General features: G+C 63.5%; 12 protein-coding genes and 3 pseudogenes. 3 read left to right on the top strand and 12 right to left on the bottom strand.

The genetic code is table 11. The annotated features are described in order from the left end of the window. Nucleotides 1–101: 101 nt before the first annotated feature. The 6 genes and pseudogenes from A7A09_RS16770 to metZ form a co-directional block, all read right to left on the bottom strand. The gene (locus tag A7A09_RS16770; RefSeq protein WP_106692470.1) at nt 102–410 is read right to left on the bottom strand and encodes a hypothetical protein; all 309 of its coding nucleotides are present in this window, start codon (nt 408–410) and stop codon (nt 102–104) included. 129 nt (nt 411–539) lie between these two features. After that, a complete protein-coding gene (gene mmsB / locus A7A09_RS16765; RefSeq protein WP_106692469.1) occupies nt 540–1409 on the bottom strand; it encodes a 3-hydroxyisobutyrate dehydrogenase in 870 nt (289 codons plus the stop codon). Next, entirely contained in the window at nt 1406–2413 is a 1008-nt protein-coding gene (locus tag A7A09_RS16760) for an enoyl-CoA hydratase/isomerase family protein (RefSeq protein WP_106692468.1), read from the bottom strand. The genes mmsB and A7A09_RS16760 overlap by 4 nt, the downstream gene beginning before the upstream one ends. Nucleotides 2414–2417: 4 nt before the next feature. After that, a complete protein-coding gene (locus A7A09_RS16755; RefSeq protein ID WP_106692467.1) occupies nt 2418–3563 on the bottom strand; it encodes an acyl-CoA dehydrogenase family protein in 1146 nt (381 codons plus the stop codon). A gap of 166 nt (nt 3564–3729) precedes the next feature. Then, nucleotides 3730–4691: pseudogene (gene folE2 / locus A7A09_RS16750) on the bottom strand (GTP cyclohydrolase FolE2). A 116-nt stretch (nt 4692–4807) separates the two neighbouring features. After that, nucleotides 4808–5994: pseudogene (gene metZ / locus A7A09_RS16745) on the bottom strand (O-succinylhomoserine sulfhydrylase). Between the two features lie 252 nt (nt 5995–6246). On the opposite strand from metZ, the gene A7A09_RS16740 reads away from it, so the two are divergent. Next, on the top strand, nt 6247–6486 hold the full coding sequence (locus A7A09_RS16740) for a hypothetical protein (RefSeq protein WP_106692465.1): 240 nt from the start codon (nt 6247–6249) through the stop codon (nt 6484–6486). Between the two features lie 47 nt (nt 6487–6533). On the opposite strand, the gene A7A09_RS16735 is transcribed toward A7A09_RS16740, so the two are convergent. The 5 genes and pseudogenes from A7A09_RS16735 to purL all read right to left on the bottom strand — a co-directional run bounded on the left by A7A09_RS16735 (nt 6534) and on the right by purL (nt 10816). Then, on the bottom strand, nt 6534–7004 hold the full coding sequence (locus A7A09_RS16735; protein ID WP_106692464.1) for a CinA family protein: 471 nt from the start codon (nt 7002–7004) through the stop codon (nt 6534–6536). After that, nucleotides 7001–7492 (bottom strand): phosphatidylglycerophosphatase A family protein, encoded by a 492-nt coding sequence (locus A7A09_RS16730; RefSeq protein ID WP_106692463.1) that lies wholly within the window; start codon nt 7490–7492, stop codon nt 7001–7003. Before A7A09_RS16730 ends, A7A09_RS16735 begins: the two co-directional genes overlap by 4 nt. Before the next feature lie 3 nt (nt 7493–7495). Next, nucleotides 7496–7975: a 2-C-methyl-D-erythritol 2,4-cyclodiphosphate synthase gene (gene ispF, locus A7A09_RS20870; protein WP_170167147.1), complete on the bottom strand. Its 480-nt coding sequence runs from the start codon at nt 7973–7975 to the stop codon at nt 7496–7498. 69 nt (nt 7976–8044) lie between these two features. Beyond that, a pseudogene (locus tag A7A09_RS21610) lies at nt 8045–8639 on the bottom strand (IspD/TarI family cytidylyltransferase); the annotation flags it as partial. Next, the gene (gene purL, locus A7A09_RS16720; protein WP_106692462.1) at nt 8636–10816 is read right to left on the bottom strand and encodes a phosphoribosylformylglycinamidine synthase subunit PurL; all 2181 of its coding nucleotides are present in this window, start codon (nt 10814–10816) and stop codon (nt 8636–8638) included. The gene purL and the pseudogene A7A09_RS21610, both read right to left, overlap by 4 nt. Nucleotides 10817–10963: 147 nt before the next feature. Here purL and A7A09_RS20600 point away from each other — a divergent pair, with 147 nt between their 5' ends. Next, complete coding sequence (locus A7A09_RS20600) at nt 10964–11233, top strand: hypothetical protein (RefSeq protein ID WP_148043703.1); 270 nt, start codon at nt 10964–10966, stop codon at nt 11231–11233. Between the two features lie 22 nt (nt 11234–11255). Here A7A09_RS20600 and A7A09_RS16715 read toward each other — a convergent pair whose 3' ends face one another. Continuing rightward, nucleotides 11256–12161 carry a LysR family transcriptional regulator gene (locus A7A09_RS16715; RefSeq protein WP_106692461.1) on the bottom strand — a complete coding sequence of 302 codons (906 nt, stop codon included), beginning with the start codon at nt 12159–12161 and terminating at the stop codon, nt 11256–11258. 161 nt (nt 12162–12322) lie between these two features. Between A7A09_RS16715 and A7A09_RS16710 the strand changes: the two genes are divergently transcribed. Continuing rightward, nucleotides 12323–15712 (top strand): indolepyruvate ferredoxin oxidoreductase family protein, encoded by a 3390-nt coding sequence (locus tag A7A09_RS16710; protein WP_106692460.1) that lies wholly within the window; start codon nt 12323–12325, stop codon nt 15710–15712. Nucleotides 15713–15719: the final 7 nt, after the last annotated feature.

The following is a 15719-nucleotide window of genomic DNA, read 5'->3' as shown; positions in this document are numbered from 1 at the left end:
CCTTTGTGCTTTTGGCTTATCAACCGCCAATGGCTGCCGTGGTTCCGTCACGGTTGTGCGATCCGATGAATTTTCTCTTGCAGGGCCGAGACCGTGGCAAATCAGTCCAGGATCTCGGTCTGGCTGCGCAGGATCGACAGGACCTTGCCGGTTTCCGGATCGATCCGGATCAGTTTGCCATGCGCGACCGCATATTTGCTGTTGGCCGGTTCCGGGCCAAGACCGTAGAGGCCGGGCTTGGTGATGACGTGAACCTGATCGGCGGGCAGCCTGTCGCCGACATCGAAACTCGCCGCCTCCGCACCTGCCGCCGCAGCGGTAAACGCGTGCTGCAGGAAGGGCGCGTCGAGGATTCCGACGGTCAGGACGGTCGCGGTAACGGTGGCTGCAAGAATACGAACATAACCCATCTGGAATATAAGTCCTTGGCTTTTACTTGCTACGTGACTCGGTCAGATAGGTAACTTCTCACGACTAGACTGGTTCCATCGCCAAGGGCGCCGGGCGCCGGGCGCCGGGTGCCGTTGCCGTTCAGCCATTCAACTGTTCAGCTTCACGAATCTGGGCAGCATTGCCGAGAAATCCCGGCCACGCCCGTCCTCCTGCTCGACGAATTGCTCGTAAACCTGCTGGGCCAGTGCGCCCATCGGTGTCTGCGCGCCAGAGGATCGCGCCGCCTCCTGCGCGAGATTGAGATCCTTCAGCATCAGTTCGGCGGCGAATCCGGGCCTGTAATCGTTGTCGGCGGGCGATTGCGGGCCGATGCCGGGGGCGGGACAATAGGCGTTCATTGACCAGCTGTAACCGGAACTGGTCGAGACCACGTCGAACATCTTCTGCCGGTCCAGTCCCAGCTTGTCGGCCAGCGCGAAGGCCTCGCAGGTGGCGATCATCGTGGCGCCGAGGATCATGTTGTTACAAATCTTGGCAGCCTGCCCGGCGCCCGCCTCGCCGCAATGGACGGCCTTCTGGCCCATGATCTCGAAAAGCGGCGATACGGTCGCAAAGCTCGCCCCGCTGCCACCGACCATGAAGGTCAATGTGCCGTTCTGCGCGCCGCCGATCCCGCCCGAGACCGGCGCGTCCAGCGCACCGAGCCCCGCGGCTGTGGCCATGGAGGCCACCACGCGGGCGCTGTTCACATCGACGGTCGAGCAGTCGCAGAACACGGCGCCCCGGGTCATTGCCGGGATGACCTGCTGGGCCACCATTTTAAGGATCGGTCCGTTGGGCAGCATGGTGATGACGACATCGGCGTTGCGTGCCGCCTCTGCCGCACTGGCGGCGGGGGTGATCCCGGCGGGAACTGGCGCGGCGGTGTCGAATCCCGTGACCTCATGTCCGGCCCCGGCCAGATTGACGGCCATTGGCGCGCCCATGTTTCCCAGTCCGATGAAACCGATCTTCATAGCTTTTCCTTCCAACGCAATTCGTTCTCGCCCAGGGGCGACAGGAGTTCCTGGACATGTATTTCCGACGGATCCGCCGACCATTGCGGATCGCGGTCCTTGTCAATGATCTGGGCGCGCACACCTTCCAGGAAATCGCTATGCTCGGTTGCCCGCCAGGTGAAGCGGTATTCACGGCTCAGCGATTCCTGCATCCGCCGGTCACCGCGCGCCGCCCGGACCATCGCCAGCCCCGCCGCCATCGACAGGGGCGAGTTGCGGCGGATGGGTTTCAGCGCCTCTTCGTCGCCGATCCTTTCCAGTGCCACGATAATATCAGACAGGTTCCTTTCGCCAAAGGCCGAAAGGTCGCGGGTGGCCAGCGATGCCGGGGGAGGCGTCAGCCCGATGCCCCGGGGCACATCACCGCCTTGTTCGAGCAAGGAGATCAGCGCCGGCCATTCGGCCTCGGGAAGATAGCAGTCTGCGAAGCCTGCATGGATCGCGTCACCCGCCCGAATCCGCCCGCAGGTCAGTGCGAGATATTCGCCGATCCGTCCCGGAGCGCGTCCCAGGAGCCATGTTCCCCCGACATCCGGGATGAGGCCGATACCCGCTTCGGGCATTGCGATCTGGGTCGTGTCCCCGACAATCCGATGGCTGGCATGGCCGGCAACCCCGACACCGCCGCCCATGACGAAACCCTGCATGAAGGCGACGATCGGCTTGGGATAATCCGCGATGGCCGCGTTCATCCTGTATTCGTCGCGGAAGAAGTCTCGCCCGACCTGGTGATCGCCCTCCACCCCGGCGCGATAGACCGCCGCGATATCTCCGCCCGCGCAGAAGGCTTTCTCACCCTCGGCATCGATGATCACGAGGGCGATGTCCGGATCGTCGCGCCATTGCTCAAGCGCGGCATGGAGATCCAGCGCCATCCGGTGGCTCAGCGCGTTCAGCGCCCTAGGCCGGTTGAAGGTGATGCGGCCGGCGCGGCCGGATATGCGGATATTCAGATCGCTCAAGGATTTACCCCCGTTCGGTCAGCATGGCGCGGCCGATGATCAGCCGCATGATCTCGTTGGTGCCTTCGAGGATCTGGTGCACGCGCAGGTCGCGAACGATTTTTTCGATTCCGTAATCGGCCAGATAGCCGTAACCGCCATGCAGTTGCAGGCATTGATTGGCGACCTCGAAGGCGCGGTCGGTGACATGAAGCTTGGCCATGGCGCAGAACTTGGTCGCGTCCGGCGCGCCATTGTCAAGCTTCCACGCCGCCTGCCGCAGGAAGATGCGCGAGGATTGCAGCGCCGTTTCCATCTCGGCCAGCCGGAACTGCAGCGCCTGGAACTGGTCGAGCGATTTGCCGAAAGCCTTTCTCTCGCCCATATAGGCCAGCGTTGCGTCCAGCGCGGCTTGCGCGCCGCCCAATGCGCCCGCCGAGATATTCAGCCGCCCGCCATCCAGCCCGGCCATGGCATAGGCGAAACCCTTGCCCTCTTCGCCCAGCAGGTTGTCATGCGGAACCACGCAATCGTCGAACTGCACCTGTGCCGTGGGCTGTGCGCGCCAGCCCATCTTGTCCTCGTGCCCGCCGAAGGACAGGCCCTGTGCGCCGTCCTCGACGATCACCGTGCTGATGCCCTTGGGTCCGTCATCGCCGGTGCGGACCATGGTGACATAGGCGTCCGAATAACCTCCGCCCGAGATGAAGGCCTTGGTTCCGTTCAGGCGATAACCCTCGTTGGTCCGTTCGGCCCTTGTCCGCAGCGCGGCGGCGTCCGAGCCGCTGCCGGGTTCGGTCAGGCAATAGCTGAAGATCCTCTCCATGCTGCACAGGCCGGGCAGCCAGCGGGCCTTGGTCTTGCTGCTGCCGAACTTGTCGATCATGCCGCCGCACATATTGTGGATCGAGAGGAAGGATCCGACCGCCGGACAGGCCATTGCCAGGGCTTCGAAAACCAGCGTGGCGTCGAGCCGTGACAGCCCAGAGCCGCCATATTCCTCGCTGACGTAAAGACCGCCAAAACCGAGCTGGGCGATCTCGGACCACAATTCCCTGGGGATCGTGCCTGCGGCTTCCCATTCGCGCGCATGCGGGGCGATGCGGGTCTGGCCGAAATCGCGCGCCATGTCGAATATGGCCTGCTGTTCCTCGCTCAGCGCGAAATCCATATGCTGTTCTCCCCCCTCAGCCACATAGAATTGACGGTTCGTTTAATATCCGAATCTTGCAGGAGTGTTGCAAGCTTTGCAGCGGGGCAAACCGGCAAAACGGCCTTGCAAAATCGCAAAGCCGGGCAGAAAGGTCGCGGCGTGAGCGCAATGGGGCATCAGGCCGTCACGCCCGCAGCCCCGCGAAGGTCATCGGGTCGAGCGAGGATTGCGCGAAGGTCGGGCCATCGACCAGCAGGCTGACCGCATCATGCGAATGCAGCGATTCCTGGTGGCTGGCGATGATGCGGAAATCACCGATCCGAGGCTCGGCCTGCAATTCCTTGGCGAAGGCCCGCACCGCATCCTCGACAAAGATCGGGTTCGCGGCGTTCAGTTCGGCGAAGGCCTGTTCGTCCTCGCGCTTGACCATGACCTGGGTTTCCGTCGGTACGGCGCGGCGGCAGAGTTCGACGATATCCTCGAACCAGATTTTCTCGGGTCCGTTCATCACCAGAGAGATCCGGGCGATCGAGCGCTGCGAATGCGGGGTCGCGAGGCGCGAGCGGGTCTCGCGCGCATGCTCCGACAATTCCAGCGAGCAGGGGCAGGTCGAGGAATAGACATAGTCGAAATGCATGACCCGCAGCCGCTCGCCCTTATGCTCGATCACCTCCTGCGCGATGTCGTAATATTGCCAGCCCGACAGGCCGGAGCGCAGCGAGTCCACCTGGATCGGATAAGAGAACCGCATCTGGATCCGTGCATCGAATGCCTCCAGATCGGCCTTGTAATCGTCCAGCGCGGCCTCAAGCACCTTGACGCTGAACAGGTGATCGGCATGACCATAGAAGGAACGCATGATCCGGCTCATGTTGATGCCCTTGCGGTCGGCTTCCAGGCTGACCGTGCCGGTGACGCTTGTTTCCAGCATGATCTCTCCGCCATCGCGGGTCTGGTAGCGGATCGGCAGCCGGAAATTCGAGATGCCGACATGCTGGATGGGCGCGCGCGCGCCGACGATCAGGCTGGCCGGGCCGTTCTGCAGATCGGGCAGACCGGCCTTGTAGATATCATCGACGCGGAAATCGGCGTCGTAATCACGCTGAGCGCCGGATAGGCCGGAACCATGGGACGGGCTTCGGTCATGCGGTCATCCTCCTTGGGACTGCGCCCCTCCATATGGGCACAGTCCGAGCCATTCTAAAGAGACGATTAACCTAAATCACCCCCGAAAACCGACGGATCTCGGTGTTTTTGCGGAATCAGTTGCCCAATGCCTGCCGCAAATCCCCGATCAGGTCCTGCGCATCCTCCAGCCCGACCGACAGGCGCAGCAGGCCCGGTGTGATGCCAAGCCGCGCCTTGTCCTCGTCGGACAGGCGCTGATGCGTGGTTGTCGCGGGATGGGTCACGATGGATTTGGCGTCGCCAGATTGTTGGAGATCTTGACGATCTGCAGCCGGTCCAGAGCGGTGAAAGCGGCATCCTTGCCGCCCTCGATCTCCATCGCGATCATGGTGCCGCCCGATCCCATCTGCCGCATCGCGAGATCATGCTGCGGATGTTCGGGCAGGCCCGGATAGATGACCTGTTTCAGCCGGGAATGGCCCTGCATCGCCTTGGCAATCGTCGCGGCGCTGTCGGCCTGTGCCCGCACCCGCAGATCCATCGTCGTCAACCCGTTCAGCATGATCCAGCTATGGAACGGGCTGATCGCGCCGCCGGTATGTTTCAGATAGGGTTCCAGCGTGCCGCGGATATAGTCCCGCGTGCCGCAAACCACGCCGGCAAGTGCCCGCCCGCCGCCATCGATATGCTTGGTGGCGGAATAGACGACGATATCGGCGCCCAGCTCGACCGCGCGGGAAAAGACCGGGGTGGCGAAGACGTTATCCGCCACGACCACCGCCCCCGCCGCATGGGCAAGATCGGCGACGGATTTCATGTCGATCACTTCCAGCCCGGGATTCGAGACCGACTCGAAGAATACCGCCCTGGTGCCGGGACGGATCGCGGATTTCCACTGATCCAGATCGGTGCCATCGACATAGGAGATCTCGACCCCGAATTTCGCCAGTAGGTCCAGGACATAGAGGCAGGAACCGAACAGCGCCCGTGCCGCGACGACATGATCGCCCGGCGCGCAAAGCGAAAACAGCGCGCCATTCACCGCCGCCATGCCGCTTGCGGTCGCGAATGCGTCCTCGGTGCCCTCCAGCGCGGCCATGCGATCCTCGAACATGCGGCTGGTGGGATTGCCGTAGCGGGCATAGATGAACTCGTCGGGGCCGCTTTCGACAAAGCGTGCCTCTGCCTGCGCGGCGCTGTCATAGACGAAGCCCTGCGTCAGGTAGATCGCCTCGGCCATCTCGCCATATTGGCTGCGACGGGTTCCGTGATGGACGGCCTGAGTGCGGGGATGGAGCCCCTTGGCTGACGTGACGCTCATAACATGCTTGCCTCTTGCTGGTTCCAGCGGATTAGTCCGGCAAGGGCATCATTGCAAGCCCGGCGCATCCGGGCGCGACCAGCCTTGCCGGGACCGGACGGGATTCCCGCTGGACGCCGGGAATGGATCCGGTCTTCGCAACCGGCAAAGATATCTTGCCATTGCCACGTGACATCGGGGCGTTCATGGGGCTAAGGTTCACTCGCGAGTGTCGCCCGAGCGGCGATGTAACCAGTGAAACGGAGCACAAGCATGATTAAATTCGCCATTCTCCCTGCCATTCTTGGACTGACTGCCTCTTCGGCACTGGCTGGCGGCTATGTCGCCCCGGTTATCGATGTCGAGCCCGTGATCGTCGAAGAGCAACCTTCCAGCTCGAATGCCGGTCTTGTCGTTCCCTCCCTGCTTTTGCTGGGGGTGGTTGCCGCGATCGCCTCGGATGACGACGATACGTCCGGTGTCAATATTGGTCCCGACACCGACGACAGCTAAACCAGCCTGTCCCGGATTCGTCCCGGGCAGATGAGTCAGGGCTGCTGCTACCGCTCCAGGGCCGCGAGCAGCAGCCGCAACGCATGATCCACCGTTGCCGCGCGGACCTGACCTCGGCCGATGGCGCCGAAATCCACGGTTTCGGTGGTGATTCCGAACGCATCGGCGATGCCGAAACAGACCCGGCCTTCGGGCTTGTGTTCCGAGCCACCCGGACCCGCGATGCCGGTGACGGCGACGGTCAGGCCGGCATCCGAGCGGGACAATGCGCCCGAGGCCATCTCACCCGCGACGGCCTCGCTGACCGCGCCATGGGCCTCAAGCGTCGTGGCGCGGACGCCCAGCATCTGCTGCTTGGCGGCGTTGGAATAGGTGACGAAGCCGCGATCCACCACGTCGGAGGAACCCGGCTGTTCGGTCAATGCCCCGGCGATCAGGCCGCCGGTGCAGCTTTCCGCGGTGGCGATGAGCACCTTGCGTGCGCGGGCGGCCTCCAGCACATCGGCAGCAAGGCTCATAGCAGCACCAGATGCGCGATTGCGGCGGCGATCAGCGTGGCGATGCCCGCGAACAGCCCGGCCCAGAGATCGTCCTTCATCACACCGTCAACCCCGCCCTCGCGGTCGGCGCGGCCGACCAGCCAGGGCTTCCAGATGTCGAACAGGCGGAAGAAGGCGAAGGCGGCCAGCCAGCCGGGATAGGGGAAATTGTCGGAAGGTATTTGTGCAAAGAAGAAGGCGGCCGAGGGAAAGCACAGGGCCAGCCATTGGCCTGCCACTTCATCGATGACGATTTCACTGCGGTCGGGATCGGCCATGCCTGCGGTATAGCGGCGCACGGCCCAGAAGCCGGCGATGGTGACGGCGATGGTGGCAAGGGCGAGCAGGGGAAAATGGCCGATCCGATGCAGCAGCACGCCAAGCGCGACGGCGATGGCCGAGCCCCATGTGCCGGGGGCGGGGCGCAGCAGGCCGGTGCCGAACCAGATGCAGAGAAGTCTGTCCATGATCTATCCCTTGATCAAACTCGCGGTCGCGATCGCCGCGATACCTTCGCCCCGCCCGGTGAAGCCGAGCCGCTCCGAGGTGGTGGCCTTGACGCTGATGCGCTCTGCCTCGACCCGCATGATCCCGGACAGACGGGCCTGCATGGCACTGGCATGGGGACCGATCTTGGGCTTTTCGCAGATCAGGGTCACGTCCGCATTGGCGAGGCGAAAACCCCGCTCGCGCGCAAGGTCGGTGGCGTGGCGCAGGAAGATCTCGCTCGCCGCGCCTTTCCATTGCGAATCGGAGGGCGGGAAATGGCGGCCGATATCGCCCTCGGCCAGCGCGCCATAGATGGCATCGGTCAGGGCATGCATGCCGACATCGGCGTCGGAATGGCCGACCAGGCCCGCATCATGCGGGATGCGGATGCCGCAGAGCCAGACATGATCGCCCGGGCCAAAGGCATGCACGTCGAACCCATTGCCCAAGCGGATATCCATCGCACCCCCCAGCAGCTTTTCGGCGCGGGTGAAATCACCCGGCCATGTGATCTTCAGATTGTCCTCGCTGCCCTCGGTAATGGCAACGGGATGGCCCATCTTCAGGGCCAGCGCCACGTCGTCGGTCGCGCCCTTGGGATGGGCGCGATGGGCGGCGAGGATCTCGGGCAGGCGGAAGCTGCGGGGTCTGGGCGCGATAAAGTCCGTCACGCGGCGTGATGTCCGAGACATGCCCCGCTTCGCCGCGCCAGAGCGTGTCCGACACGGGCAGACCGGGGGCGGCGGCGATGGCGCCGCCTTCCAGCGCGTCGATGACCCCCTGGATGACACGGGCGGGCGTCAGGGGGCGGGCGCCGTCATGGATCAGGACATGGCTCGCCTGACCTTCCAGCGCCGCCAGGCCCGCCATGACGCTGGCGGAACGGGTCTCGCCCCCGGTGACGATGGTGACGGGGCCTGCGAATTGCGCGATGGCTGCCCTCATATCGTCCTGATGAACGACCAGCACGACCCGCTCGAACCCGGCAAAGGCGTCCAGCGCGCGGGCCAGCACCGGGCGGCCGCCGAGATCGCACCATTGTTTCGGCTGTGCCCCGCCGGCGCGAATGCCGCGCCCGGCGGCCAGGACGATGGCGGCATGGCCTGCGGGCGCGCGGACAATCATGCGTGGTCGGGCATGTCGCCCTTGATGGCACTGGCAAAGGCGCTGCGATAGAGTTCCGACAGATCGGCCAGCGCCGCGCTGTCGTCGCCCAGGGTGACGCGATTTCCACCAAAGCGGCCCACAGCCGCGACGGGCACCCCGGCTGATTTCGCGGCGTCGAGCAGGGACTCGGCGGCATCGGCAGGGCAAGCGACCAGGTAACGGGCCTGATCCTCGCCGAAAAGCTGGGCGATATCGGCGTTCTCAAGGGTCACGCCAATGCCCGCAGTCTCTGCCATCTCGAATGCGGCCAGCGCAAGGCCGCCATCGGAAAGATCGGTTGCTGCGCGCAGATATTGGCGATTGGCGCGCAGGAACTCGCCATGCTTGCGCTCGGCTTGCAGATCGACATGGGGGGCGTCGCCCGTCTCGATCCCGAAAGCCTCGATTGCCAGCGCGGATTGGCCCAGATGCCCCGCGGTCTCGCCGATGACCAATGCCAGATCGCCCTCGGAGGGCAGGCCCGCGATCAACTCGTCGATATCCGGGATCAGGCCGACGCCGCCGATGGTGGGGGTGGGCAGGATGCCCTTGCCGTCGGTCTCGTTATACAGAGAGACATTGCCCGAGACGATGGGGAAATCCAGCGCCGCGCAGGCCTCTCCGATACCCTTGATGGCACCGACGAACTGGCCCATGATCTCGGGCTTTTCGGGATTGCCGAAATTGAGATTGTCGGTGGTGGCCAATGGCGTCGCGCCGGTCGCGCAGAGGTTGCGATAGGCTTCGGCCACGGCCTGCTTGCCGCCCTCGTAGGGATTGGCGCGGACATAGCGCGGGGTGACGTCGCTGGTGAAGGCCAGTGCCTTGCGGGTGCCGTGGACGCGAACCACGCCCGCACCCAAGCCGGGACGGCGGATCGTATCGGCGCCGACCTGCGTGTCATATTGTTCCCAGACCCAGGCCTTATGGGCGTAGTTCGGGCTGCCGATCAGGGCCTTCAGAGCGGCGATCGGAGTGATTGCGGGCAGTGCCGGGGCCGGGCCAGCCGCCGGGGTTTCGACCCAGGGACGGTCATATTCGGGTGCCGAGGAGGACAGTTTCGACAGCGGCAGATCGGCCTTCACCTCGTTGCCATGCAGGATCAGGAACCGGTCCTCGGGGATGGTCTCGCCGACGATGGCGAAATCGAGATCCCATTTCTCGAAGATCGCCCGCGCCTCTGCCTCTTTCTCGGGCTTCAGCACCATGAGCATGCGTTCCTGGCTTTCGGACAGCATCATCTCATAGGCGGTCATGTTGGTTTCGCGCTGCGGCACCTCGTCGAGGATCAGCTTGATGCCGAGGCCGCCCTTGTCGCCCATCTCGACCGCCGAGCAGGTCAGTCCCGCCGCGCCCATGTCCTGGATCGAGATCACGCTGCCCGAAGCCATCAGTTCAAGGCAGGCTTCCAGCAGGCATTTCTCGGTAAAGGGATCGCCGACCTGGACGGTGGGGCGTTTTTCCTCGATCGTGTCGTCGAACTCGGCGCTGGCCATGGTCGCGCCGCCGACGCCGTCGCGACCGGTTTTCGCGCCCAGATAGACGACCGGCATGCCGACGCCCGAGGCGGCGGAGTAGAAGATCTTGTCGGTATCGGCCAGTCCGGCGGCAAAGGCGTTCACGAGGCAGTTGCCGTCATAGGAGGCGTGGAACCGTACCTCGCCGCCGACATTGGGCACGCCGAAGCAATTGCCGTAGGAACCGATCCCCTCGACCACGCCCTTGACCAGATGGGGGGTCTTGGGATGCTCGGGGCGACCGAAGGACAGCGAATCCATCGCGGCGATGGGGCGCGCGCCCATGGTGAACACGTCGCGCAGGATGCCGCCCACGCCCGTCGCGGCGCCCTGATGGGGCTCGATATAAGAGGGGTGGTTGTGGCTCTCCATCTTGAAGACCACGGCCTGGCCGTCGCCGATATCCACGACGCCCGCATTCTCGCCGGGGCCGCAGATCACCTGCGGGCCTTCGGTCGGCAGGGTGCGAAGCCATTTCTTGGATGATTTGTAGGAACAATGCTCGTTCCACATGGCCGAGAAGATGCCCATCTCGGTGAATGTCGGCTCGCGTCCGATGATCTGCAGGATGCGGTCATATTCGTCGGGCTTCAGCCCGTGCGCGGCGATCAATTCCGGGGTGATCGTCGGTTCCTGCATGATTGGCCCTTCCTGCCCGTGCGTTCACGCGCCTTTTATGGCGAGTTGCGGCGCATGGAAAGGGCGCTGCGGCAGTCTTGCGGTCGGGGGAATAAAAAAAAGCCGGGCACGAGGCCCGGCCTAAGTCCAACAGGGAGGTAGAAGGTGATGAGCGATTACGCAAACCATCGCCTTCGCAGACCGATTTATGTGCAGATCGTGCACCGTTCAAGAGAAATCATGCTGCGCGCGCAGCATAGCGGGCATGCAGTGACCGAATGGCTACAGGCGAAAGTCGTAGATATTCCGGGGAAAACGCGTGATCGGCGCGTTTTGGCCGATGGCGCGTTTTTGTCGGACCTGTTGACTCGGGTCTTTCACGGACATGCGCGATGCGCCGGAAATTCCGGTTCCGCCGCATTTCGGGGTAGGGGGTAACGATGGGTTCCGACCGCACGGTTTACCGGGTGGCGCCTTCGCTTTGCATGCGGCGATAGGCCTGGATCTCTTCCAGGACGAAATCGCGGAAGGCCGCGACGCGCCGGGTCTGGCGAAGCTCCTCGGGATAGGCGAGGAAAACCGGCACCTCGGCCGAATCGATATCGGGCAGCACCCGCACCAGTTCCGGGTGATCCGCCGTCAGGTAATCGGGCAGCACGCCGATCCCGACATTGGCCAGGACACCCTGCAAGACGCCGAAATAATTGTTCACCGTCAGGGTCGAGGTGATCTCCTGCGCCATGATGTCCTGGATCAGGCGGGCGCCTGCGGCGACCTGCGGTTGATCGATCTTCTGGCAGATGAGCCGATGCTTGGTCAGATCCGCCATGGATTCGGGAATGCCCGCGTGATCCAGATAGGTCTGCGTCGCATAAAGCCGCATGCGGATATTCAGCAACCGGCGGCGGATCAGGTCGGACTGGCTCGGTTCCTTCATGCGGATGGCGACATCGGCCTCGCGCATGGGCAGGTCGAGGACGCGCTCCTCCAGCATCAGGTCGATCTTGAGATCGGGGAATTTGTCGTAGAGCTTGACCAGACGCGGCGCCAGCCACAAGGTGCCGAAGCCGACCGTTGTAGTGACCTTCAATTCACCCAGGACATGCTCGGCGCTGTCGCGCATCCGTGCCGAGGCGCTGTCGAGCTTGCGGGCCATCGAGGAGGTGGCGTCGAACAGAAGTTCCCCCTGCTCGGTGAGAATCAGTCCACGGGCATGGCGGTGGAACAGCGTGGTCCCGAGCGCCTCTTCGAGTGCGCGGATCTGGCGGCTGACGGCGGATTGCGACAGATGCAGCGTGTCGCCAGCATGCGTCAGGCTGCCCGCATCGGCAACCGCGTGAAATATTCTTAACTTGTCCCAGTCCATCGCTGTTACAATCCTGCCTTGGCAGCCATGCGTTTTTTGCAAATCTGCCAATCACCTGCCTGTCCGCGCGCTTTACGTCAAGCAGGGAAATTACCCTTTATCGGTCAGCTATTCTGACCTATAATCCCCTTGAAGCCTTCGGGCATTGGAGGAGACGCAGGATGAGCAAGCAAGAATTCTCGCTAGCCGACCGCTTTGATTTGTCGAAATCGCACGTATTGTTGAACGGCACGCAGGCATTGGTTCGGCTGATGCTCATGCAGGCGGCACGCGACAAAGCCGCCGGTCTGAACACGGCAGGCTACGTGACCGGTTATCGCGGCAGCCCCCTTGGCGGTGTCGATCTGCAGATGATGCGCGAGGGCAAGCGGCTGACCGAGGCTGGCGTTCTCTTTCAGCCCGGCCTCAACGAGGATCTCGCCGCGACCGCGATCTGGGGCAGTCAGCAGGCGGAACTGCGCGGCGAGGGCAAATATGACGGCGTTTATGCCCTGTGGTATGGCAAGGGGCCGGGCGTGGACCGGACCGGCGACGTGATGCGCCATGCCAATATGGCCGGATCGTCGAAACATGGCGGCGTCGTGATGGCCATGGGCGACGATCATACCGGCGAAAGCTCGACCGTGCTGCATCAGTCGGACTGGGCGATGATCGACGCCTATATCCCGGTGCTGTCCCCGGCGGGGGTCCAGGAAATCCTGGATTATGGTCTGTATGGCTTTGCGCTGTCGCGTTTTGCCGGGGTCTGGATCGGGCTCAAGACCATGAAGGACACGGTCGAGGCGACGGCGGTGGTCGATGGCGATCCGCATCGGCTGACATTCGTGACGCCCGATTTCGCCATGCCCGAGGGCGGGCTGAATATCCGGCTTGGCGATACCCCGGTGCTGCAAGAGGCACGGATGATCGATCACAAACGATGGGCGGCCGAGGCGTTCAGCCGGGCCAATCGCATCGACCGCAAGATCTGGGGCAAGCCGGGCGCCAAGATCGGTTTCGTGGCAGCAGGCAAGAACTGGCTGGACCTGGTACATGCATTGTCCCTGCTGGGCATCGACGAGGCCGAGGCGGAACGCTTGGGCCTGACCACCTACAAGGTCGGGCAGACCTGGCCATTGGACATGAAGTCCATGCAGGAATGGTCTGAAAATCTTGAACTTATCGTCTGTGTTGAAGAAAAGAGAAAGCTGATCGAGGTGCAGCTGAAAGAGGCGATCTTCGACAATCGCCACGGTCGCCGGGTGCATGGCTGGAAACATGACCGCACAGGCGAGGAACTGTTTCCGACGCGCTATGCGCTGGACCCGGTGATGATCGCGCAGAAGATCGGCGGCATCCTGATCGAGGAGGGCCGCGGCACCGAGCATATCAAGGCCGGGCTGGCGCGTCTGACCGAGGTTCTGCGCAACGACAACGCCCCCGAGATCGCCACGCGCACGCCGTGGTATTGCTCGGGTTGCCCGCATAACACCTCGACGCGACTGCCCGAGGGAAGCCGCGCCTATGCCGGGATCGGCTGCCATTACATGGTGCAGTGGATGGGCCGCGAGACCGAAGGGTTCACCCATATGGGCGGTGAGGGGGTGAACTGGGTCGGAGAGGCTCCGTTCAGCAAGAGACCCCATGTTTTCCAAAACCTTGGAGACGGAACCTATAATCATTCCGGCTCTCTGGCGATCCGCGCCGCCCTGGCTGCGGAAACCAATATCACCTACAAGATCCTCTATAACGATGCCGTGGCGATGACCGGCGGGCAGCCGAACGAGGGCGGGCTGACCGCACCGCAGATCGCCCGCGAATTGACCGCGATGGGCGTCGATCCGGTGATCGTCGTCTATGACGAGAAGGAGGATGTGGACCGCAAGCAATTCCCCTCGGGGCTGCGCTTCGAGGAACGCGCAGAGATGATGAATGTGCAGCGCGAACTGGAAACGGTCGGGGGCGTCAGCGCGATCCTTTATATCCAGACCTGCGCGGCCGAGAAACGCCGCCGCCGCAAGAAGGGCACCTTCCCCGATCCCGACCGGCGGATCTGGATCAATCCCGAGGTCTGCGAGGGCTGCGGCGATTGCGGGGTGCAGTCGAATTGCGTCTCGGTGGTGCCACTGGACACGGAACTGGGCCGCAAGCGACAGATCGACCAGTCGAGTTGCAACAAGGATTACTCCTGCGTGAACGGCTTCTGCCCCAGCTTTGTCTCGGTTCGCGGCGGCAAGCTGCGCAAGCCCAAGGCAGAGGCGTTCGAATTGCCAGACCTGCCCATGCCCGCGCTTCCCGAGATAGACGGCACGCATAATGTCGTGATCACCGGTGTCGGCGGCACCGGGGTTGTGACCATCGGCGCGGTGCTGGCGCAGGCGGCGCATGTCGATGGCAAGGGCGCGGGCATGATGGAAATGGCCGGGCTGGCACAGAAGGGCGGCGCCGTGCATATCCATCTGCGTCTGGCCAACCGGCCCGAGGATATCAGCGCCATCCGCGTGGCGGTGGGCGAGGCCGATTGTGTCGTCGGCGGTGATCTGGTCGTGACCGCCGGGGCCAAGACCATCGGGTTGATGACCAAGGGGCGGACCGGTGCGGTCGTCAACGATCACGAGATCATCACCGGCGATTTCACCCGTTTCCGCGATTTCCAGGTGCCCTCGGACCGGCTGAAACTGTCGCTGGAGGCCCGCTTGGGCGAGAAATCGGCCTTCTTCGACGCCAATGAGCTCGCGCTGCGGCTGCTGGGGGATTCGATCTATTCCAATATGCTGGTGCTGGGGGCCTGCTGGCAGCGCGGTCTGCTGCCGCTGAGTTTCGAGGCGATCATGGAGGCGATCCGCCTGAACGGCACCAAGGTCGAGGAAAACCAGCGCGCCTTCCAGATCGGGCGTTGGGCCATCGCTTTCCCGGATCAGGCGAGGAAACCCGCCGAAATCACTGAAATTCCAGTCGATCCGGTCGAATACCGCGCCACCCGCCTGATTGAATATCAAGGCAAGGGGCTGGCGAGGAAATTCCGCAAGCTGGTTGATTCCGCGCCCGCGCCACTTCGGGAATCCGTTGCAAGAGGCTATTACAAGCTCTTGTCATACAAGGATGAATACGAGGTGGCGCGGCTACATCTGAGCACCGCTGAACAGATCGCCGAGACATGGGAAGGCGATGTGAGACTGTCCTTCCACCTGGCTCCGCCGGTCCTGCCGGGCAAGGATGCCGAGGGACGCCCGAAAAAACGCGAGTTCGGCGCGTGGATGCTGAAAGGCTTCAAGCTGCTGGCGGCGATGAAATTCCTGCGCGGCACCCCGCTCGATCCCTTTGGCTACATGGCCGAACGGCGTCGGGAACGTGCCATGATCCGCGAATATGAAGCCGATATGCGCGAGGTTCTGGGCAAGGTGACGGACGCGACAATGCCCATCGCCATTGAATTGGCGGAACTGCCGCTGAATATTCGCGGATATGGACTGATCAAGGACAAGGCGGCCGATGAGGCGGCACCGCGCCGCAAGGAATTGCTGGCGCAGTTCCGTTCCGGCGGCGCTCCGGTCCGCGAGGCGGCGGAATGATTTCCGC

This window comes from Paracoccus methylarcula, from assembly GCF_003007735.2.
Classification (GTDB): domain Bacteria; phylum Pseudomonadota; class Alphaproteobacteria; order Rhodobacterales; family Rhodobacteraceae; genus Paracoccus; species Paracoccus methylarcula.
The sequence above is the reverse complement of the archived record's forward strand: the minus strand, read 5'-3'. Positions and strand labels throughout refer to the sequence as shown.